This is a genomic window from Paraburkholderia sp. J94 (assembly GCF_905220285.1).
Taxonomy (GTDB): Bacteria; Pseudomonadota; Gammaproteobacteria; order Burkholderiales; family Burkholderiaceae; genus Paraburkholderia; species Paraburkholderia tropica_A.
Genome location: NZ_CAJMZH010000025.1, coordinates 44,217 through 66,278, shown reverse-complemented (window position 1 = coordinate 66,278; position 22,062 = coordinate 44,217). Strand labels below are relative to the sequence as shown.

Below are 22,062 nucleotides of genomic sequence, written 5' to 3'. Positions count from 1 at the left end.
ATCCAGACATCGAAAAGCGCATCAACAGCGGAGGAGACCAGGCGGGTAGTAACGAGCAGGCATCCGGTGCCTGCGAACTTGGGGAGTACTTTTTCACCAGCTCAATGAAAATGCAAAAGTCACATCCCTGAATTAACTTTCAGTACACGTTCAATTCGCCGGGAGGGCGCCCATCATGGGGCACTGATACCAAATCTCCTCGCCGTGATCCAGGGTCTGCTCTCCCGTGTAGAAGACAAGCAGTTCGTTGTTCCAGACGAAATATGCGTATGCCCGGCCACGTCCCTGTGTAACCGCGAACACACAGTCCACGCCATTCAATTTACCGGTTCGCGACTGCGACCACTTGATCATGGGGCGGCTTCTCGACAGACGGTAATGCCACGCCTGAATTGACACTCCCATGTGCCGAGTGACTACGCCCCGTCGATCGCGTTCGCTCCGTGTAATTCCCCCATGGCGTTCATCCCTCTTTTTTGTTTGCATATATGCCGGTTCCGATCGATCGCAAAAACAACTTGCTGACGCCATGGCAGAGCGTCTGGTCAGCCGCAAAGAACAGCGACGACTCCTTACCGCAGCCATGATTCGTGTAATTACGGATGCTGAAATCCGACGCTTGGCCCGCCCGCTGTACCATGAAAAAAAGCCCGCGTGAAATAGCGGGCTCAATATGGCTGAGGTTCGCCGGGTGCGTGCTTTTCGTACCCGGCCAGACAATCCTAACCTTTGCAAAAAATCCCTGCACGCAGCGTGTTCGACGGGTTATGGTGTCCCCTTGATTTCCATGCAGCTCTCCGGTTAGCTCGGCCCTGGCTTGAAGGGGCTTTGCCTTCAGGTCCCTTATAATTTTCCTTTCCGATCAGAGACCTGCTGACTGCCCGTCCTGAAGTGGCGAAACCGGAGCAGAGGAGGGTGCCGATGCTGCAGCCGCAGCCCTCGATCGGCGGGACGGCAGGCATCTTTCGGGGTTGGTCGCGTCAGCAACTGCGCAGCCTGGTCATCCGACACCCGGGCCCGGCACCAGCCGGGTAGCGCCGGGAAGCCGCGGCCGCACCTCACCGCTGCCCGCCAACTACCGGTGTCGACCCGAAGCGGACATCGAGGTGCCTGGCTGCGATGTCCGCTTGTTGAGCGAGCATCTGCTGTACCGTGACGTGGCACGTTCTTCCTATCACTGCCGATTCGTGCCGCTCGGGCAACGAATTCCGGCATTGCATGCAGCAATGTCATGCACCCATGGCGATTTTTCTCGGGCTCAATCGGATGTACGCTGCTTGCGTTGCTTGGTCGGCTTTGCCCGTGACCACGGTGGCTGAGGGGAGAACTTCTCGGATATCCAGTCACTGAAAGCACGCGTCTTGGCTGGCGTGAAGCGTGCTGACGGCCGCACAAGATAAATGCCACCGCGCGAACCCAGTTCCCAGGCGGGCAACACCCGAACGAGGCTCCCCGTGTCGATATCGCGACTCATCAGCCAGTCACCTGCGCCGAGTATCCCTGCGTCGGCACGCGCCGCTTCCAACAAGGCACTGCTGTCGTTGGAGCGCAAGTTGCCCCGTGCCTGGACGCGAACGCTGCGCTTGCCATTGAAGAGTTGCCACTGTGGATAGTCGAGCAAACCGTCGAACTCGAGACAGTTGTGTTGAGCAAGATCGGAAGGGGAGCGTGGCAAGCCATGCCGCGCCAAATAGTCCGGGGAGGCTGCCAAAATTCTGCTGTGGGGGGCAAGCGGTTTTGCCACCAACCGACTGTCCGCCATGGTGCCGATGCGCACGGCCGCGTCGAATCCCTCCGCTATCAGGTCGGTATATCGCTCACTGTAATCGACTTCGACTTGCAGGGACGGATATCGCGAAAGGAATTCCGGGATCAACCGCGCGAGCCACAACCTGCCGAGGGTTCCGGGAAAGGCGAGACGCAGCCGGCCCGTGGTGACAAAGGCGTGTTGGCTGGCTTCTTGCTCAGCTTCGGCGATGAGCGCTTTGGCCTGCAGGATCTTCTCGGCAAACTGCGCTCCTGCATCGGTCAGGCGCACCTTTCGGGTACTTCGCTCGAGCAGGCGAACAGCTAAGCGCTTTTCAAGCGACGCGATGCGTTTCGATACGACCGATGCGTCTCGATTGAGAAGCGAGCCTGCAGCGACGAATGATCCTTCACTTGCCACAGCCAGGAGTGCCGACCACTCATCTGCATATAGGCCGCCGAACTCGGCCGTTGCGGCGCCGCCTCGCGGCGTATCTGACAGTAACCGAGGTACGTCTTTTTTCATCATCCTTTTCTCGCTCGAAGCAGTGAGCAACACCTATGAACCAGAACGAAGTATCACTGCGCGGGGTAGCGCTGACGATTATAGCCACGGCCGCATTTGCGCTGATCTCCCCGTATGTGAAGTGGTTGGCGCCCCTCGACGGTGTGGAGATCTTCGCGTGGCGAACACTGTGGACCTTGCCGATCGTTATCGTTCTGATGATAAGAGCCGGTTCGATTGGGAAATGGGTTTCGCTGCTCAATCGACTGCGCAAGCATCCGGGGACGCTCTCCTTGCTTCTGGCCTGCGCAGGCCTTTTGGGCTTGCAGCAATGGCTTTTCATGTGGGCGCCGCTGCACGGAAGAATGCTCGACGTATCGCTGGGATATTTTCTTTTGCCGATTGTAATGGTGCTGGTCAGCAAACTCGTGGACGCAAAACCGATACACGCACTGCAGTGGATTGCCGTTGCATGCGCCGGGGCCGGGGTTGCACACAAGTTTCTGATCGATCAAGCCTTCTCGTGGCCCACGCTTGTTGTTGCGCTCGGGTTCCCGCCGTACTTCCTGTTACGCCGAAAACTTCGGCACGACTCATTGTCCATTCTTGGCGCCGAACTGATGGCCATGGCGCCCGTCGCTGCAATCATGGCCTTGCGCGGCGATAACCTTTCTGGCGCACTCGGCAGTGCAACGCTTATGGGATGCCTGCTCCCGGGGCTGGGCATCCTTTCGGCGTTAAGCTTCTCGGCGTATTTGCGGGCCAGCCAGTTGCTTCCTATCGGCATATTCGGGCTTTTCGGTTACATCGAGCCGATACTCCTCGCGATCATTTCCGCAGCGCTATTTCATGAGCCGATAAGCGCAAACGATGTCTGGACCTACGCTCCTGTTTCCATGTCGGTATTTTTCACCGGGCTATACGTGTGGCAAGTCAGAAAGCCCTCAATCACCGAGATCTGCGAGTCGCTCGAGGGTTGACGTGTTGATCGCCATCACCGTCGACCGGGTTCCGCCACATCGCCACGCCGCTATTTTGTGCGAGTAATGCCAGCCCAGCATTCCTGTTGACAGTCGGTACGAAGCGGACATCGTTACCTGGAGGGCAGATGTCCGCTTTTGGCCGGCTACCGACCCATTAGGCGCGTACGAGCGCGCGGCGGCGGCGGCGGCGGCGGCGGATCAGCTTGATGTGTTGATTTGCACGGAATCCTGACCCACCCTGTGCAGTAATTTGCATCGAATATTGACCCACGTAGAACACTGACCTGCTCGGCAACGGGCAGGGGAACGGAGTGATCGACGTGGCTATATTGAGCATCATCCGACGCTGGCACTTTCGCGATCATGTTTCGTTGCGCGAGATTGCCAAACGGCTGGGCGTGTCCAGAAACACGGTCAGGCGGTACATACGGGCCGGCACTGTCCTGCCCGCCTATCCCGAACGTCACAGCCCCAGCAAGCTCGACGGGTTCGCGGCGAAGCTCGCAGGCTGGCTCAAGACTGAAGCTGGTCGGCCTCGCAAACAGCGAAGGACCCTCAAACAGATTCACGCGGATCTCTGCGCGCTGGGTTTCACCGGCTCTTGATCGCGTCGCGGCGTTTGCCCGACGCTGGCGACAGGAACAGCACGAGCAGGCAAAGACGACCGGGCGCGGGACGTTCGTGCCGCTCCGGTTTGCGGCGGGCGAAGCGTTCCAGTTCGACTGGAGCGAGGACTGGGCCGTCATCAACGGCGAGCGCACCAAGCTGCAGGTGGCGCAGCTCAAGCTCAGCCACAGCCGTGCCTTCTTCCTGCGCGCCTACCTGCTGCAAACCCACGAGATGCTGTTCGACGCGCATCATCACGCGTTCGTCGCCTGGGGCGGCATTCCCCGCCGCGGCATCTACGACAATATGAAGACCGCCGTCGACAGGGTGCGTCCCGGCAAGGTGCGTGAGGTCAACGCGCGTTTCAGTGCAATGGTGAGCCACTACCTGTTTGATGCCGAGTTCTGCAACGTCGCCTCGGGCTGGGAGAAGGGGCAGATCGAGAAGAACGTCCAGGACAGCCGTCACCGGCTCTGGCAGAAGGTGCCGACGTTCGGTTCACTCGCCGCACTCAACGACTGGCTGGCCGACCAGTGCGTGCTGCTGTGGCAGCAGACCCGGCATCCGGAGCAGGACATGACGATCTGGGATGCGTGGTCGGCCGAGCGGCCGCACCTGATGCCGGTGGGCCAGCCGTTCGATGGCTTCGTTGAACACACCAAACGCGTTTCACCAACCTGCCTGGTGAACTTCGAGCGCAACCGCTACAGCGTGCCGGCGTCGTTCGCCAACCGGCCCGTCAGTCTGCGCGTCTACGCAGCCAGACTCGTGTTCGTCGCCGAAGGCCAGGTGATTGCCGAGCACGAGCGCTGTATCAACCGCAGCCATGACCACGGCGAAACCATTTACGACTGGCGTCACTACCTGGCAGTCCTGCAGCGCAAACCAGGAGCGCTGCGCAATGGCGCGCCATTCGCCGAGTTTCCAGCGGGCTTCCGCAAGTTGCAGGGCGTGCTGCTGAAGCGCCCCGGCGGCGACCGGGAGATGGTGGAGATTCTGGCGCTGGTCCTGCTGCACGACGAACAGATGGTGCTCACTGCAGTCGAGCTGGCGTTCGAGGCTGGCGCACCGAACAAGCAGACGGTGCTGAACATCCTGAGCCGGCTTCTTGACAGCCCGCCTGTGCCCCCGCTGCAGACGCCACAGGCCTTCGCGTTGACCGTCGAGCCGCAGGCCAACGTCAGCCGCTATGACCGTCTAAGGGGTCGGGAGGACAACCATGCAGCCTGACGTCATGATGCAGATGCTCAAGTCGCTCAAGCTGCACGGCATGGCGCAAGCGTTGGGCGAGCTTGCCGCGCAGGACTCGCCGGCCTACAAGTCGGCTTCGCTGGTGCTCGCCGGGCTGCTCAAGGCAGAACTGGCAGAGCGCGAAGTGCGCTCGCTCGCGTACCAGATGAAGGCGGCACGCTTCCCGGCGTATCGCGATATTGGCGGCTTCGACTTCAGTTGCAGCGATGCCAACGAAGCGCTGGTGCGCCAACTGTACCAGTGCGAGTTCATCGACTCGGCGCACAACATCGTTCTGGTGGGTGGACCCGGCACGGGGAAGACCCATCTGGCAACCGCGATCGGTGTGCAGGCGCTCGAACATCACCGCCGCCGTGTGCGCTTCTTCTCCACCATCGAACTGGTCAACGGTAAGCGGTAAATTCAGCACACCGAATCGATAATCATTTGCAACTGACGGGCGAGCATAGCCGCATCGTGACGGTCGAGGTCGACCGACGATGTTCGCGATGGAGTCTCGGTAATACGCGTCGACGCGATGGTCGAAGCGCGCTCGGTGCGTCAGCTCGCGCCCGCCTCGGCTTGCCGCTTCGCGTAGTTGAACGGCAGCAAGTCGCTGATGTCCGCGTCTGCGGCGCGCTGCGGCAATTCGGTCAGCACGTGCAGCAGCCAGGCGTGAGGCTCGACGTTGCAAGCGCGACACGTAAGCATCATGCTGTAGACCATCGCGCTCGCCTTCGCTCCCGCAACCGTGTCGCTGAACAACCACGATTTTCTCGCAGTGGCAAACGGCCTGATGTCGCGCTCGATGACGTTGTTATCAAGCGGCAGACGGCCGTCGTCTACGTAACGGATCAGATACTGCCACTGTCGGCGGCAGTACCCGATCGCCTCGCCGAGCAAACTCTGCGGCAGAACCTTCGGCGCCAACTCATCGAGCCATGCCTTGAAGGCGCTCAGCAGCGGCACGCTGTGCTGCTGCCGCAGTCGATACCGGTAATCGGTCAGCATTTCGCCTTCGGGCATCGTCTGTTTCGCGAGCGCTTCGACCTGATACAGCGCCTGGAAGAACTCGAGTGCCTTCGTGATGCGGGGACTCGGCTTGTTCTTCTGGCCCTTGAGCGCGTCCGTAAACAGCCTCCTCGCGTGCGCAAGGCATCCGAGGTGCGTCGCCGTCTTGATCGTGCGCCAGGCGGGCCAGCCATCCGTCATCAGCGTGCCCGCGTAGTCGCCGAGGAAGGCACGCGGATGCTCCCCACCGCGCCCAGGTTGATACTCGAACAGCACGACGGGCTGCTCGCTGTCCGCCGCGCTCCTGTACACCCACATGTACGACGTGTCCTGCGCCTTTCGATCCTTTTCCTTGAGCACCTGGACCGTGGTCTCATCGCCGTGGATCAACCACTGACTGCGCAGAACCTGCTTGAGCGCATCGTAAATCCGTGTGTAATGAAGCTCAGCGGGGCGGATGATCCAGTTCGCCAGCGTGCCGCGGCTGACCGCGATGTTCGAGCGCGCGAGCACATCCTCCATCCGGTACAGCGGCGTGCCGTCAACGTACTTGCCTGCCGTGACGGCGGCGATCATCGAAGGACTGGCATGACTGCCCGGCAGGGGCTGTGCCGGCATCGGCGCGACGACGATTGGCGTGCGCACACCGTGGCGTTCGCAGTGTCGGCACGCATATTTGGCACGCGCGTGCTGCAGCACCGACACCTTGACCTCCATGTGCAGTTGCTCGCTGATGTCCTCGCCCATGCGATGCAGGGCCTTGCCGCAGCACGGGCAGCTCTTCTGGTCTTCGGGCAGATCGTACTCGATGCGCTCGCGCGGCAGATCCGCAGGCAGCGGCTTGCGGCCTCGCTTGCCGGGTTCGGGCTTGTCGAGTTCCGGCAACCCAGTGTCCGGCAGCGAAGGCACGTCACTGTCGTCCCCGTCGACCGGCTCGGTATCGGCCGCCTGCTCGGCCTCGTTGAACACGCGATCCTTGCGCTTCTCGCTCTTCGGCGCGTACTGCCGGGCCAGCGCGAGACGATATTGCTCTTCCAGCGCATCCAGGCGCCTGGTCAGTTCGTCGATCCTGGCATCGCGCTCGGCGAGACCGGCTTCGAGTTCGTGGATGTAGACCTTGGCGGCCTGCGGCAATCGGGCGAGATCGGCTTTCATGCGATTCACGATAGCGAAGCGCGGCGCCGCACAGGTTTACGGAGATGTGTAACAGCCGGGACGAACGTTGTTGACCAACAACGTTCGCGATACCGGGCCTCAACTCGCGAAGCAGTACTGTCGGGCGGGATGCGGACGCAGCGCGTCGAGATCGATGCCATCGAGCAGCAGATGGAGCTGGTCGACCGTGAGTTCGATCACGGCCTGTTGACGACGGGGCCAAGCGAAACGATCCACCTCGAGCCGTTTCAACATCAGCCAGAAGCCGGCCCGATCGTAGAGCAACAGCTTTACACGATCCCGTTTCCGGTTGTGGAATCCGAAGACGGCTCGTGCGAGCGGATCGAGCTGCATCGACTGTTCGACCATCGTCACCAGCGTATTCAGTCCGGCCCGGAAGTCGATCGGCTCGCGATGCAGGTAGATCCGCAGGTCGTGGTCGAAGCGGAACATCAGCTCGCTCCCAGCGCGGCAATCATCGCTGTGACCAGTGAGGTGTCTCGCCCAGAGCATTCGAGCTCGAGCACAACGCCGTTAGGCAGTGTCGCCGACAAACGCGCCAGCGGCGCCGCCCGCAGCGACGGACGGGCCGGCTCTCGTTGCAGCGACGGCTGCGGGGCTGGCAGTGCCGTTTCCGCAAGAGTCGATGCCGGTGACTCGTCGATCAAGACGACCGGCACGAAGGCTGACGGTGCTTGCGCGATAGCACCATGCAAAACGCCCGCAACTTCCCGTCGCTCTTGCAGCTGTACCCATTTGCGCAACTGGTTCGCATTGACCCCAGCCTTCAGCGCCAGACCTGCCAATGACGCGCCCGGCCGGCGGCAGGCTTCGATCAACTTACGCTTGCCCTCCGGATCGTATCGATGCTTGCCATCCGCGCACGTCCGCGTCACTCGCAGAGGGAGAAAATCAAAGTCAGTGTCGGTCATCATTTGCGTCCGCAATTCAAGTCTGCGGACGCAATCGTGGATTGATTCAGCCGCGCCGGCTAGGTGCGGAGAATTTCGCGCTTACGGTCAACGCACTCGAACAGGAGAAGCGGGTGGGAAAGCCCGGACAACTCGCCACGCGGCTTGTGTATGCCGATCTCGTGGTGCTGGACGAACTCGGCTATCTGCCGTTCAGCCAGACCGGCGGTGCGCTGCTGTTCCACCTACTCAGCAAGCTCTACGAACGAACCAGCATCATCATCACCACCAATCTGAGCTTCGCCGAGTGGGCCAGTGTGTTTGGCGATGCAAAGATGACGACGGCGCTGCTCGACCGGCTCACGCACCACTGCCACATTGTAGAAACAGGCAACGATAGCTATCGTTTCAGAAACAGCACGACACAGCCAAGGAAGGAGAGAAAGAAGACCCAGATACCCACCGAATAACCCGAAAAGCTGGTCCAACGGGTGGGTCAGAATTCAATGCAAATCGTGGGTCAGGATTCCGTGCAAATCAACACTCTCACCTTATTCTGTCTTAAAAACAGTTTTCAACCCGATTGCTCGGAGATGCATCGTCTGATACTGGCCGCACCTGCGGCAGGCGACCTGAGGAAAAGTACTATTGTTGGTGGATAAAATGACAGAGGCAAGCCTCCGGCTGATTTGATGCTGAGTGCATTGGCGCCGGGATAATGACCAGAATCGCGCCTACCGCCCAAACCCGGGTGTTAGTTCATTCGAATAATAAATTTAACATAACCAAGATTATCAATCTTTAATTCCGGAATGGTTATGTCAACGCTGGACGAGCATCGCGATGCGTCACAAACGGTATGTTATGTCAATTTTTCGGCCGATGATCAGGTACTTTTCTTAGGTGCTGCGCCTCCACGCAGGAATCCCGATTTCTACCGTGGCGCCGATGATTTTGCGCCGCTACGCTGGTGCGTTCTCGTCGTCGACGCGGAGCTGCCTCATGGATCACTGGCGACTGGCATATCTCGGGATCCGGCAGTTGCCGCGGGAGCTGAGTGAGTTCGAACTCAGCACTTTCTTTACTTTTTCAAAGCGCGAACGCGCCCAGATCGATTCGAGGCGCACCGATCTTTACCGGCTGGCCATCGCGCTGCACGTCGGCTTCCTGCGAATGACCGGTCGGCCGCTTGATTCATACCGGCAGATCCCGACCGTTCTATGGCGACACCTTGGCCAGCAGCTTGATGTCCAGACGCCGGACGTCGGGACGCTCCGGTCGATCTATGACGGTAACTTCAAAACACTCTCCGACCACCAGGGCTTCGCAAAAACCATCATAAATTTCCGGACGATCGCCGAACATCAGCGTCGGTATGTGATCCGCTGGCTCAAGGAGCAACTCACTGGGCGTCCTGAGCGCGGCCACCTAATGAGCGATCTCAAGCGCTGGTTTTACGAACATCGTATCGTGATACCGCCCGATCGTAGTCTGAGGCAGTTCGTCGTTCAGGCAGTGCACGATATCGAGAACGCGCTGCACGATACGCTTGTGCAGGCGCTCGGCGTCGACAGGCTCGATAGTTGGGCGCGTACCCTGTCCCAGCCATATGGAGAGCACACAAGTCTGCAGCGCTGGCTGTGGGCTGTGCCGCTTCGCGGCTCGACGCACCAGATGGGAGAGGTACTCGACAAGATCAAGCTGCTCACGATGTACGGGGTAGCGAACTGCTGGCCTGGCGGGTGTAACGACGCGATTGTGCGGTATTACGCGCGACGCTGTGCCAGTCGGCCACCCTCGATCAGCAAGCGGGTCGAACCGCAAGCACGAAGGCTTGAAGCAGCGTGCTTCATGCGGTACAGCCTTTGTACAGCGACCGATCAGGTCCTCACAATGTTGCGTCGCTGGGTCCTGAAAATCGTCAACGATGCGTCGCGTGACGTCGAAAGCGCACGATTGAAGGCTGCAGATCAGCTTCGAGAATTCGCACTCGCCGTGAAGTCACTCGCGATGGACGAGTCCCTCTCCCGCGAAGTTCTGGGCAAAGAGCTTTGCCTGCTGGCAGATCGGGTACTGCAACCACATCCACCCAGCCGCCGCAGCGAGATCCGGCAGTGCCTGCTTCGAAAGCGGCATTACGCGCGCAATCTGCTGATTCGTATTGTCCAGTTGCCATTCGAAGCCGACTCCGATCATCCGGTTATCGATGCGATTGTCCTGTTGCGAGGTCTCTACCGGCGTCATGCCTACCTGCTGCCTGACGGCGTGAACATCCGGTTTGGGCGCGCCTGGCGCGAATCAATTGACGGTTACGACCGTCTGAAGGCAATGGTGGCTTTCGAATGGGCCACGCTTTTTGCGATGCGTATTGCTCTTCGCAACGGCACGATCTTTGTCGAGCACAGCTTTTCCTTCCGGAGTCAGGCTCACATGCTGATCTCCGCCGAAGATTGGCGAACAAAGCGAAACAACCTGTATGGACACCTCGGGCTACCGCAGGACCCTCAGGAGTTCCTTGGACCGGTTCTGGCTCATCTCGCCCAGCGCCTTGAACTGCTGAATCGTGCAGCGGATGAAGGCGCGGTGTGGATTGATACGGCGGTGCATCTCGATCCATTGGAAGCCCAGCCAGAAGACGCAGCATCCGATCGCCTGCGAAGAGCGATTTTTGAAGCCCATCCGCCCGGCCAGTTGCCGGAGATCATTCTCGAAATTGACAGCGCAACGCGCTTCAGCTGGATCCTGCTCGGGCGTGAACCTCGATCGCGAGTCGAATTACTCATGATGTATTCGGCCGTACTGGCGCACGGAACGTCGCTCTCCGCAGCGGAGATATCCCGAATGGTCCCGGAGATCTCGCCGGTCGCAATCCGTCAGATGATGAGGCGACTTGAGGATGAGAGAGTGCTTCGGCTCGCTGCCGATGCTGTGCTCGAATTCATGCATGAGCATCCCGTCGCCGCTCATTGGGGCCGCGCCGATCTGGCATCCTCCGACATGATGTCGCTTGAGACGACTCGTACAGTCTGGCAGGCGCGTGCCGATCCGCGGCGGCGCACGGCATCCATCGGGATGTACACCCACGTGCTCGATCGGTGGGGCATCTTTTACGACCAGCCCATCGTGTTGAACGATCGCCAGGCCGGCGCCGCGATCGAAGGTGTTGTCCGCCAGAGTGCGGCCGGGGACATAGCGCAGCTCGCCGTTGACACCCATGGCTACACCGATTTCGCAATGGGCCTGGCACGGGCACTAGGATTCGATCTATGCCCTCGCCTGTCACACCTTCGTGACCGGCGGCTTCATGTCCCTCGAAACCATGCAGTACCACAACAACTCGCTGCGGTCACTGATCGCGATGTGAGGCTCGAACTCATCGTGGACGTATGGGACGAGTTAGTCAGGATCGCTGCGTCCATCCGTTCTGGAAAATGTACGGCAGTCGAAGCTCTGGCTCGCTTCGGCTCAGCAGCGCGTGGGCAGGCCGTTTATGAAGGAGGCGTTCACGTTGGTCGCCTGTTCAGAAGTATCTTTCTGATCGACTATTTCACCAATGCCCCGTTCAGGGCAGAAATGCAACATGTCCTGAACCGCGGAGAAGCGGTGCACAACGTTCAACGCGCGATCCATATTGGCAAGATACCCGTCGAACTTGCACGCCGTCAGCAATCGCTCTCGGCAGTCTCGTCCGCGCTGACACTTCTCTCGAATATCCTGATGGCGTGGAACACCACCCATATGCAACGCGCTCTTGAGGAAATTCAGGCGGCCACGGGCGTGCCACTGGACCCTGGGCAGTTGAGAAGAATCGCACCGACGTATTTGGAGGGAATCAACCTGCGCGGCACGTTCAATTTTCCGGTGGCTCGGTACGCACATCGGATCCTTCCAAGTCTCGCGACCGATCCTCATGCTTCTACCGCCAGTCTTCGCGCCTGAGGCAAGGATCCAAAGGGGGGGAGTCAGCAGGTGTTTGATTCGAAACGATATTTATACGGGGACACAAGGCAAAGGCGCGCCAGGCGTGGATGTTCCTAACCGGAGAATTGCACGAAAATCAAATGGATACCGGTTCGCGAAGCTGATCGCGGCTCGTGTGACAATCGCCCCGACCGTCAGATGCTCAACTGCGCGAACCAGCGCGACGATGGCCGCAGGATCTCCCGAAACGCCGTGTTTCCTGGCAAGTTTCTGAATATCTGTGCTGTCGAGCATGATTCTCTCCGTTAGCGGTTGATCCTTCCACCCAACTCCGGCCGGCCAGTCGACTCGTGCGATAGAACGTGTAGCCGTTCGTTAAAGCGGTGATCTGATTTTACCGACCGACCAGTGGTCGCCCATCAAAGTTAGATCGGCGATAACCGCTTGATGCTTCTCAGAACCAGCGAGCACATCACGGACGTACGGAATCGCATCACGGACATCGGCACTGTCTGCCCAAGGCGGCACGTCCTGAACGGAATAGGTGAACGAAACGGCTGACGTTGCCGCATCCATGCCCGGCACTTTCTCCACCGGCGTCCATCCGACGACCTTATCTAGCGAAACCTTGCCGAAGCATATCTGCCCGTCCTGAAAGTGGGACTTCCCGAGAGATGTCAGAGAATACTGATGCATCGTTGCGGTCGAGCCATATTGCTTTGTCGTCGCAGCGGCGAGAACACCAACGCTCGCCAAAGCCCGAAGCTCCTTCGCGAGAGGATCGGGGTCGTTGTCAGAAATTACGGTGCCGACGTTAAGGTAGGAAAAACAGACGGCTGGCGTGCGCTTCTGGATGAAGGAGTCGATAGCCGTTGAGAAATTCTTCTCGTTGGCATCGTGTTGCGACGAACAGGCTGCAAGCGTCGTAACTGCCGCGCAGAGTGGAATAAGTAGTTTTTTCATAACGCAATCATAAGATGAAAGCCACTCGACGCGAATAAGGGACGCTTTGCATAAGAGGTTGTGCCGACTATACTACTGTATAAATATACAGTGATGAGGACGCTATGGGAGCGATGCCGCTACTGCGGGTGGAGGATCTGCATCCGAACGTGTGGAGAGCGTCTCAGTTGGGCTCTGCGGGGCATCGCACCCTGTCCAGCGGTCACGTAGACCTGGACCTTGAACTACCAGGCGGCGGCTGGCCAACGGGATCGCTGACTGAACTGATGCAGCCGCAGCCCGGCTGCGGCGAGCTTCGGCTTCTTCGGCCAGCGCTCTCGCGCATCTCCCAGCGACCTGTCTTCGTCGTCCAGCCTCCACACCGTTTGCAGCAGTCCGCCCTGGCGTGGTGGGGACTCGATACGACGAACCTGTGTCTACTCAAGCCGGGAACGACGGCAGACGCCCTTTGGGCGGTTGAGCAGATCCTTCGTGGTGGCACTGCAGGTGGCCTGCTTTTCTGGTCGTCGCACGTTAGAGCCGAGGCGCTCCGACGTCTGCATCTGGCGGCGCAGCGCGCGGACACGCTTTTCTTTCTGTTCCGGCCGATGGCCGCGGCGAGTGCGACTTCGCCCGCGCCGCTACGGCTCGGGCTGGGCCCGTCAGAGGGAGGCGTGAACGTCTCGTTCATTAAACGCCGCGGCCCGCATCGCGATGCGCCCGTATTTGTGTCCCTGTCGCCCTCACCCATTCTCCTGAATCGAAATGCACCTCTGGATCGGCGTCAGTCTGCCGCGCCTCCCCATCGAGAGTTTCTGCCCGACCTGGCACACGCCAGCGTCTGACGGCGGGGTCGTTGTGCTGGAAAAAGATCGGGTGCTCGACGCTGACATTTCGGCGCGCGCGAGAGGGGTCGTCGGCGGCATGCGCCGGGGCGGCGTGCTCACGCTCGCGCCGGACGCGACGCTCCATGAGCGGGATGCTGCGCGTGAGAGTGAAACCGTTCATGGCGTGGCGGCAGCCCTGCTCCAGTTCACGCCGCTCGTTGTTATCGCGGAAGAAAACGTGGTTCTGGCCGACGTAACTGCTAGCCTGCGACTTTTCGGTGGCCTCCGGGCTTTACGGCGGTCCGTCCGCCGCGTGGTCGCGGATTTCGGCGTGACAAGCTCGATGGCGGTCGCAGCGACCGCACAGGCAGCGTGGCTGTTCGCGCGAACGTGTGCGGGCGTCGCGCTGAGCGATCGAGGGCAACGCCGCGCGCTCGCACGCGTGCCGGTGGTGGCCCTGCCGGCCGCGCGTCGATACGCGGACTGGTTCGACGGACTGGGATGCACAACGATGGCGGACGTGATGCGGCTGCCGCGCGCGGGCCTGAAGAAACGCTGTGGTACGGCGCTGCTTGATGCGCTCGACCGCGCGATCGGCGCCGCGCCAGAGGTGCACGAATGGCTGGTCATGCCCCCCACTTTCGACGCTCGGGTCGAATTGCCTGACCGGATCGAACACGTCGAGGCGTGCCTTTTTGCCGCGCGTCGTTTGACGTTGCAGATGACCGGATGGCTCGCGGCGAGGCAACTGGCGATCGCGCGCTTCGTCATTTCCCTCGAGCACGAGCGCGGCCGAGATGCGATCGCGCCAACGGAAATTGAAGTGGCGCTCGGCGAACCGACCTGGCATGAAGAGCATCTGGTTCGACTGCTTAAAGAGCGGCTGGCGCGCATTGAGCTCGCCGCCCCGGTTATCGCGCTCAGGCTCGCGGCAAAGGACGTCCGCGCGGCCGAAGCGCCCAGCGATTCGCTGTTCCCGGAGCCTGGCGGCTCGCCACAGGACCACGCCCGGCTGATGGAGTTGCTTGTCGCGCGACTTGGCGCGGAAAACGTGCTGCGCCCTTCCCCGGTCGCCGACTATCGACCAGAGGTCGCCGCGCGCTGGGTCCCGACGACGAGTGATACGCAGCGTTCACGACACGATCTTCCCCGTGACCTGCCCCGCCCTTCGTGGCTGCTGGATACGCCGATCCAACTGATTATGCGCGGACATCGACCGTTCTATGGCACGGCGCTGCGCGTTGTTTCGCCGGCGGAGCGCATCGAGTGCGGCTGGCAGGACGGCAGTATCGTGACACGCGACTACTTCGTGGCAGAGGCTGAAAACAATCTGCACTACTGGATATATCGCGAGCGCGTTGGTAGTCGTGATGAGCGCGATCCTCGCTGGTTTCTCCATGGGTTGTTCGGATAGCGATGTCGACTCTCGTGGGTTTTGGTGCGCTCCCCGACTACGCGGAGCTGCAATGCTTCTCGAACTTCTCATTCCTGCGCGGTGCTTCGCACGCGGACGATATCGCGGCGCGTGCCGCGCAGCTCGGCTATAGCGCGATCGCAATTACCGATGAGTGTTCGCTGGCCGGTGTCGTGCGCGCACATGTCGAAGCGAAAAAGGCCGGCATACCGTACGTCGTGGGCTCGGGTTTCACATTGACGAACGCCGACGGTACGCCAGCGCTGTGTTTTACCGCCCTGGCGATGAATCGCAACGGATACGGCAACCTTAGCGAGCTGATCACGATGGCGCGCATGCGCGCAGACAAAGGCAGCTACAGGCTGGCCGCGCGCGACCTCGATCGCCCCGACCCTGCGCAGGCGCATCTCAGAGCCCTGCCCGACTGCATCGCAATTCTCAGCCCGGACTATCCGGCAGATGAGGGCCGCCTCGACGCACAGGTGGCGTGGTTCGCGGAGACATTCGGCGATCGCGCCTGGGTTGCGCTGACGCTCCACGCGCGGGCAATGGACGATATCCATCGCGGTGTTGTCGAGCAGGTCGCTGCGCGCCACGGTGTACCGGTCGTGGCCACCGGTGCGCCGGTGATGCATGTGCGTTCGCGCAAGCCGCTGCAGGACGTGCTCACAGCCATCCGGTTGGGACGCCCAGTTTCCGAGTGCGGCTACGATCTCGCCCCGAACGCCGAACAGCATTTGCGCTCGCGCCTCAGGCTCGCGAACGTGTACCCGGCGCGCGCCCTCGCGGAGACCGTCGCCATCGCGCGTCGCTGTACCTTCTCGCTCGACGAGCTGCGCTACGAGTACCCGGACGAGCTTGTACCCGACGGTTTCACGCCCGAGGCCTATCTGCGGCAGGAAACCTACGTTGGCGCCCACCGCCGCTGGCCTGCGGGCGTGCCCCACAAGGCCCAGACGCAGATCGAACACGAACTGGCGCTGATCGCCGACCTGAAGTACGAGCCATACTTTCTGACGGTCTACGACATCGTGCGCTTCGCGCGCAATGAAGGAATTCTGTGCCAGGGGCGTGGCTCCGCCGCGAACTCGGCGGTTTGCTATGCGTTGGGCGTGACCGAGGTCGATCCAGCACGCTCGTCGATGCTGTTCGAGCGGTTCATCAGCAAGGAGCGCGGGGAGCCGCCGGACATCGACGTGGACTTCGAGCATCAGCGGCGCGAAGAGGTTGTGCAGTACATCTACAGGAAGTACGGTCGCGAGCGCGCCGCGTTGACGGCCGCGGTCACGACGTACCGGCCGCGCAGCGCGTTGCGCGAGGCCGGAAAGGCGCTGGGCGTCGATCCCGCGATCGTGGACAGGGTGGCGAAGGCACACCACTGGTTCGATTCAAGTCGAGATCTGCTGGGGCGGTTCGCAGAAGCGGGCCTCGATCCCGAGACGCCGCTGATCGTGCAGTGGGCAAATTTTGCCGCGCTGCTGCTCGGTTTCCCGCGCCACCTCTCTCAGCACAGTGGTGGCTTCGTGATCAGTCGCGGCAAGCTTTCGCGGCTGGTCCCGATCGAGAATGCCGCGATGGTCGACCGCTCAATCATCCAGTGGGACAAGGACAACCGCGAATTGCAGGCCGTGGACGCGCAACTCGTTTGTGTCATCCCATGGACATCGAACAACAGAAAAATAAGCCACGAACGAAGAAGTCTTCCGCGTCCGGCTTTCTCCGGTTGAGCCCACACTGATGATCTGCTATGGCGCTTCTTGAGTACATCAGATTCACGCCTATGCGTGAATGCATCGAAAACGGCGTCGTGAATTGGGAGATCGACCGGATTGGCCGAGTCATTGAGCGTCTGCCGCAGATCTTCTGGTCGACTGGCGATAGCTGGTCTGAGGTAAATCTCTGGGCGGCCGATCGCACCATAAGCGTAAGCGGCTCCGATATGAAAACCATATCGGCACTCATGAAACATCTGTGTGCCTACGCAGACTGGCTTGAAGCCGAAGGCATCGACTGGCGTCACTTCCCCAAACGCATGGCCGACAGGTGTCTGGTTCGCTACCGTGGAAACCTGATCCGTCAACGGGATTCAGGTTTGTTGAAGCCCAGCACGACGACTGCGAGAATGCGCGCCGTCATCCAGTTCTATCGCTTCTCGCTGGTGCAAGGCTTTGTGAGCCGAAATGCTCCCGTCTGGAAAGATCGTATGGCCGTGATTCGATACTTTGATGTAACGGGGTTCGAGCGCACGCTGATGCGCGTCTCCTCTGATCTCGCTATCCCAAATCGAGCACGTCCAGGCCTTGCACTTGAGGACGGACTGACTTCCATTGGCGCTGAGCACGTAAAAAACCTGTTGGAGTTCACTGCTGCGGAACAGCTTGATGCAATCCATCTGATGCTGTCGCTTGGCTTTTTCACAGGCGCACGCATCGGCACAATTGCTACGCTACGCGTCGGCAGTGTCGAAGATGCCATGCCAGATCCGTCAATGACTGGCCTATACCGAATTCCGGTTGGCCCGGGCACAGGCGTGCAAACCAAGTTTAGCGTTTCAGGCGACCTGCTGGTACCTCGGTTTTTGATCGACGCGCTCCGGCGATACACGTACTCCATACCACGACTGGCCAGGCAGGCGAAGGCCACTGCCGAGTGCCGGCATCTGCTGTTTTTGACCTCTCGCGGCAACCCTTACCGCCCGGAATCATTCAATCGTCTCATGACCGATCTTCGCCGTCGGGCCGTTCGGCAAGGGCTGCACTTCATGTCGGCGTTCAGGTTTCACCAGACCCGGTGCACTTACGGTACGTGGCTGATGGAAATTGCATTGCGCGTTGCCGGTGAAGCGGCCGCGATTGCTTTCGTGCGTGACGCAATGTTTCACAAGGACGAAGCGGTAACGCTGCGCTATGTGAGATTCCTTCAGCAAGCCCCGATCAAGGCTACTATTGCGAACGAATTTACGGTGGCTTTCTCGGGAGTCAGAAACCGCAACTGGAACAGCTTTGATGCCTGATAACCTGGCTTCGAGTCGTTTGACCATTCCGGAGATAGCGCTTGGATCGCGTGAAACCATCTGGGACCTGTCTCGCTGGCTATACAGAGGCGCTGCTGGAGCGCACCACAGGACAGTCTACGCGGAAATAAGGGCCGGACGCTGGGGTGAAATGGACGTCTGTCGCGTTGAGCTCGTCCGTGCAATTCACACCGCCATCACATCAAAGATCGTCCGTGGCGGCGCAAGAGCGACAGCGCGAAATGAAGTTATTGCGATGAACAGTTTTGTCAGGTGGGTTGACGGAAACGACCACCTGTTCGAGTCAAGAGGCGTAATCGATGCCTATATGCATTGGACCGATTCGCTCGTCCACGATGTTCAGGTAAGAAAGATCTTTAGCAACAAGACCGCCTACTCGCGGGCACGCGCAGTCGGCGTTATCCTCGACCTCGCACTCGAACGGCGATCCGCGATCATAAGGTCGACACGACTCAAGCAGCCAGGAGCTGCCCGCAAGGTCCAGGGGGCAAGGTCTGAAAATCAGAACCTGGAAGAGACGTTCGCATTCGGACGTCTGCTTCAGGATATCTGCGACGCCATCACGCTCGACGCACTGTGGGGCCCTTCCCCTCTTCGTATCCCGCTCTCGGGCGGAGGCGAACTACTCCATTACTCGGGCAGACCAGCTCCTCCTGTTGCGCCGTCAACGTGTGAGAGTCACATCAGGAGATTCGAGAAGAGAAAGGAGCGGTTCGACAACGACAAAACCCTCCGCACCCGCTACCCTATAGCGAACATGCGTATTCTGGCCGAATTGCTAACATTTATCGCGCAGACCGGGATGAATCTTGCGCAGGCCCATCAGTTGACGTTGTGCCAGTTCAGTTACGCCAGCGATGTCGATGGTTACAAGGTCCGCGACTACAAGGCACGTCGCAGAGGCGAGGTCCTCTTCGTAATTTACAGGGAATATCGTAGCCATTTCGAGCGCTATCTCGCCTGGCGTCGTTCCGTATTCCCGGCCGACAGTCGTCTGTTTCCGGTGTTCAGGTTCACGACGTTCGTATCGACCCCTCCATGCTTCATACAGATCCAGCAGGCGTGCAGACAGGTTGGCGTCCGCTGGATTACTCCGAGGGTTCTGCGAAGCACGAGGATCAACTGGCTCCTGCGACGCAGCGGTGACCCGGATTTGACCGCAGACATGGCCCAGCATCACCGGCAATCACTTATCGAGAACTACGCGCGTCCGTCACTGCAACGCACAATGGGAGAAGTCGCGCGATTCTGGCGACAAACAGACCCACACCTCGCCTTGAGCTCACACGTCAAATCCATTGCTCCAGGCGAGTGTGACGGCGCACCCTGCACAGTACCCGACAGGCCCCGGAACGCACCCTTACCCGACTGCACCCGTGCCTCAGGTTGTCTCTGGTGCGAGCATCATCGCGATATTGATTCGCAAGACTATGTATGGGCGTTGAGCTGCTTCAGACACCTCAAGATTCTGGAGATGGCGCGATACCGCCCTGCCCTAGGCGACAGGGTAACGCATCCTGCTGAGCACGCAATTGATCGAATCAGCAGAAAGCTGACATGGTTTCAGCGTTCGAACGCAACGCGCCGGTCATGGGTAGAAGAATCCCTGACACGCGTCGAAGAAGGCGATTACCACCCCGAGTGGAAGCGGCTGATCGTCGCTATGGAAGGTGGAGAAGGATGAAGAACAGTTCATTGAGCGAATTCGGGCTGGCAATGAAACCCGACTGGATGACGTCAGACGCATCCTGCTTTCGCCCTCCAAGCTGGCCACCACCACGCAACTGGCCCGTGAGCATTGATCGTAATGGGCGGGTATTGTCGTTGTGGGGAGATCCCGTCTGGGATCTAACGCCGATGGCAGGTAGGACATTGACGCTGAATTTCGGCGACGGCGAGTCTTGCAGAACCGATCCCATAGACCCCACAAACGCCGACCTGTTACGACAACTCTTGACATGGCGCATGTGGGGGCACCGGGCAGCGCGCAAGGTGAGCACGCTGAAGTCTGAATTCACCCGTATGCGCGCCGTTGTCGCATTGTGCAGCAAGAATGGCATTCGGGCTGATCGTCTCATGCGCTTTCCTCTGATCGTAGAACAGATCCCTAACGTGACGACGCCAGGCATGGGTGGCCACCTGCTCGCCGAATTTCATCGATTTTATGATGCGCGGGAACAGATCGGCTTCTTCATTCTGGATACGGAGTGGCTGAAACGCCTGGCGGCCGCCGGAATAGAACACATCGCGGTCCAAACGCCGTACATACCACCACGAATCTGGGTATATCAACTCAATCGCCTCCGCGCGTGCCTGGACGATTTCCTCAACCACCGCGATCAGCTTGAGGCGTGTTACATGTTCTGTCTGAATGCCTATAAAGAGAATTACGGCTCTTTGCAGGAAGCGCTCGACCCCAACAGGGATCGTCGCAAGGCACCGTTCAGGACATATCAAAACACTCGAATATCACATGGGTCATTCGCTGGGACTGCTGATCGGTTTGGTATAGCCAGTCTGCTTCAGCGATGGTTGGAAGTTCGACCCGATCGATTTCTGATAACTTCCCTGTCAGCATACCTAACGCTGGTGAGCGTTGCTGGCCTCGCATACGTTACGAATTTCACACTTCAACGTCGGGAAGAAGCCGCGTCGCTCAGGGTCGGTTGTCTCGTTTGGGAGGACGATGAAAAACTTGGGCGGGTTCCACTGATTTGCGGAGAGACGACCAAAACGCAACCGGATTCCGACGCACGATGGGTTGCAAGTCCCAGCGTCAGCATTGCCATCGAAGCCATGACCGTCGTTGCGCGGCTTCGAATGCACTGTGAGGAAGCAAACCCGGCACGCGCAACGACGGAAGCGGACACGCGCCACCCGTTTCTGTTCAGTGCACCATACGAACCTTGGGTTGTCAGTAATCGCAAGACCTATGACATTCGCGCCGAGACGTGCAGCCTCCGGCAGTATCTGGACATCTATCCAAAGTTGATGGACTCCGATCAATTGCGTGTCACGAGTGAAGATTTGAGGATCGCGCGCCGGCTGACGCCAAATTTGCCAGAGGATGAATTTGATGTCGGGAAGGTGTGGCCACTAGCCTGGCATCAGTATCGACGAACAGGCGCCGTCAACATGTTCGCCTCAGGTCTCATATCGGACACTTCGATGCAACAGCATATGAAGCATGCCTCCCGATTGATGCCGCTCTATTACGGTCGAGGGTACACGCGTTTGCGCCTTAACGAGCACGTCGAGACGGCGGTCATTACGGCGATGTACGAATCCATGGTGGCCCAACTCGAGTCGATGATGAGCGAGCGGTTTGTTTCTCCCCACTCGCACGCAAGAAAGGAGGCGGTTCTTGTTAATCTGCTCAGCGGAAAAGACACCAAAACTCTTGTCGCCTGCGCACGCAGCGGAAAGGTGACGTTCCGGGAGCACCGCCTCGGCGGCTGCATGAAGGCCGGTGCGTGCGAATACGGTGGCGTTGAGTCAATTGCGCGATGCGCGGGTGGCTATGATGGACGCCCTTGCACCGACGTTCTCTTCGATAAAGCCAAGGAAGGTCGGATCCGTCAGGACCTCGCGACCGCGCGGGCGGAAATGTCCCGATTGCCCTTGGGCAGTCCGCGCCATAACGCGCTCCTGTCAGAATGCCGAAGCATGGAGAACTATCTGCATGTTGTCGAAAAAAGTTGACGGCGTGAATGCCGAAATGCGCTTCCGCGATGCCTTTCACCGACTCCGGAATGGTGAGCCGACAACCATGCCACA

14 protein-coding genes and 4 pseudogenes are annotated in these 22,062 nt (G+C 59.7%); 11 read left to right on the top strand and 7 right to left on the bottom strand.

Annotated features, from left to right (window positions below; genetic code table 11):
* Window positions 1–150: 150 nt before the first annotated feature.
* Complete coding sequence (locus U4Y88_RS35685) at window positions 151–354, bottom strand: hypothetical protein (RefSeq protein ID WP_321789613.1); 204 nt, start codon at window positions 352–354, stop codon at window positions 151–153.
* A 904-nt stretch (window positions 355–1,258) separates the two neighbouring features.
* Complete coding sequence (locus tag U4Y88_RS35680) at window positions 1,259–2,275, bottom strand: LysR family transcriptional regulator (protein ID WP_321789611.1); 1,017 nt, start codon at window positions 2,273–2,275, stop codon at window positions 1,259–1,261.
* A 32-nt stretch (window positions 2,276–2,307) separates the two neighbouring features.
* Here U4Y88_RS35680 and rarD point away from each other — a divergent pair, with 32 nt between their 5' ends.
* From rarD to U4Y88_RS35665, 3 genes and pseudogenes are all read left to right on the top strand, one after another.
* Window positions 2,308–3,231, top strand: coding sequence for an EamA family transporter RarD (gene rarD, locus U4Y88_RS35675; RefSeq protein ID WP_321789609.1), 924 nt, complete (start codon window positions 2,308–2,310; stop codon window positions 3,229–3,231).
* 323 nt (window positions 3,232–3,554) lie between these two features.
* Window positions 3,555–5,070 (top strand): annotated as a pseudogene (gene istA / locus U4Y88_RS35670) (IS21 family transposase).
* Window positions 5,060–5,479: pseudogene (locus U4Y88_RS35665) on the top strand (ATP-binding protein); the annotation flags it as partial. The pseudogenes istA and U4Y88_RS35665, both read left to right, overlap by 11 nt.
* Before the next feature lie 152 nt (window positions 5,480–5,631).
* On the opposite strand, the gene tnpC reads toward U4Y88_RS35665, so the two are convergent.
* The 3 genes from tnpC to tnpA all read right to left on the bottom strand — a co-directional run bounded on the left by tnpC (window position 5,632) and on the right by tnpA (window position 8,171).
* A complete protein-coding gene (gene tnpC / locus U4Y88_RS35660; protein ID WP_321789607.1) occupies window positions 5,632–7,236 on the bottom strand; it encodes an IS66 family transposase in 1,605 nt (534 codons plus the stop codon).
* A 99-nt stretch (window positions 7,237–7,335) separates the two neighbouring features.
* The gene (gene tnpB, locus U4Y88_RS35655; protein WP_027821151.1) at window positions 7,336–7,689 is read right to left on the bottom strand and encodes an IS66 family insertion sequence element accessory protein TnpB; all 354 of its coding nucleotides are present in this window, start codon (window positions 7,687–7,689) and stop codon (window positions 7,336–7,338) included.
* Window positions 7,689–8,171 carry an IS66-like element accessory protein TnpA gene (gene tnpA / locus U4Y88_RS35650; RefSeq protein ID WP_321789605.1) on the bottom strand — a complete coding sequence of 161 codons (483 nt, stop codon included), beginning with the start codon at window positions 8,169–8,171 and terminating at the stop codon, window positions 7,689–7,691. Before tnpA ends, tnpB begins: the two co-directional genes overlap by 1 nt.
* 83 nt (window positions 8,172–8,254) lie before the next feature.
* Between tnpA and U4Y88_RS35645 the strand changes: the two are divergent.
* Window positions 8,255–8,617 (top strand): annotated as a pseudogene (locus U4Y88_RS35645) (ATP-binding protein); the annotation flags it as partial.
* Between the two features lie 532 nt (window positions 8,618–9,149).
* Window positions 9,150–12,086 carry a Tn3 family transposase gene (locus U4Y88_RS35640; protein ID WP_321789603.1) on the top strand — a complete coding sequence of 979 codons (2,937 nt, stop codon included), beginning with the start codon at window positions 9,150–9,152 and terminating at the stop codon, window positions 12,084–12,086.
* A gap of 51 nt (window positions 12,087–12,137) precedes the next feature.
* Here the strand turns inward: U4Y88_RS35640 and U4Y88_RS35635 are convergent, their stop codons facing one another.
* Window positions 12,138–12,362 carry a hypothetical protein gene (locus U4Y88_RS35635; RefSeq protein WP_321789601.1) on the bottom strand — a complete coding sequence of 75 codons (225 nt, stop codon included), beginning with the start codon at window positions 12,360–12,362 and terminating at the stop codon, window positions 12,138–12,140.
* An 81-nt stretch (window positions 12,363–12,443) separates the two neighbouring features.
* Window positions 12,444–13,031, bottom strand: coding sequence for a hypothetical protein (locus U4Y88_RS35630; RefSeq protein WP_321789599.1), 588 nt, complete (start codon window positions 13,029–13,031; stop codon window positions 12,444–12,446).
* Window positions 13,032–13,144: 113 nt separating this feature from the next.
* Between U4Y88_RS35630 and imuA the strand changes: the two genes are divergently transcribed.
* The 6 genes and pseudogenes from imuA (at window position 13,145) to U4Y88_RS35600 (ending at window position 21,987) form a co-directional block, all read left to right on the top strand.
* Window positions 13,145–13,855, top strand: a complete 711-nt coding sequence (imuA, locus tag U4Y88_RS35625) for a translesion DNA synthesis-associated protein ImuA (RefSeq protein ID WP_415774546.1) — start codon at window positions 13,145–13,147, stop codon at window positions 13,853–13,855.
* Entirely contained in the window at window positions 13,776–15,251 is a 1,476-nt protein-coding gene (locus U4Y88_RS35620; RefSeq protein ID WP_321789596.1) for a DNA polymerase Y family protein, read from the top strand. The genes imuA and U4Y88_RS35620 overlap by 80 nt, the downstream gene beginning before the upstream one ends.
* Before the next feature lie 2 nt (window positions 15,252–15,253).
* A pseudogene (locus U4Y88_RS35615) lies at window positions 15,254–16,870 on the top strand (PHP domain-containing protein); the annotation flags it as partial.
* A gap of 128 nt (window positions 16,871–16,998) precedes the next feature.
* On the top strand, window positions 16,999–18,264 hold the full coding sequence (locus tag U4Y88_RS35610; protein ID WP_321789594.1) for a site-specific integrase: 1,266 nt from the start codon (window positions 16,999–17,001) through the stop codon (window positions 18,262–18,264).
* On the top strand, window positions 18,257–19,969 hold the full coding sequence (locus tag U4Y88_RS35605) for a site-specific integrase (protein ID WP_321789593.1): 1,713 nt from the start codon (window positions 18,257–18,259) through the stop codon (window positions 19,967–19,969). The genes U4Y88_RS35610 and U4Y88_RS35605 overlap by 8 nt, the downstream gene beginning before the upstream one ends.
* Complete coding sequence (locus U4Y88_RS35600) at window positions 19,966–21,987, top strand: hypothetical protein (RefSeq protein ID WP_321789591.1); 2,022 nt, start codon at window positions 19,966–19,968, stop codon at window positions 21,985–21,987. The genes U4Y88_RS35605 and U4Y88_RS35600 overlap by 4 nt, the downstream gene beginning before the upstream one ends.
* Window positions 21,988–22,062: the final 75 nt, after the last annotated feature.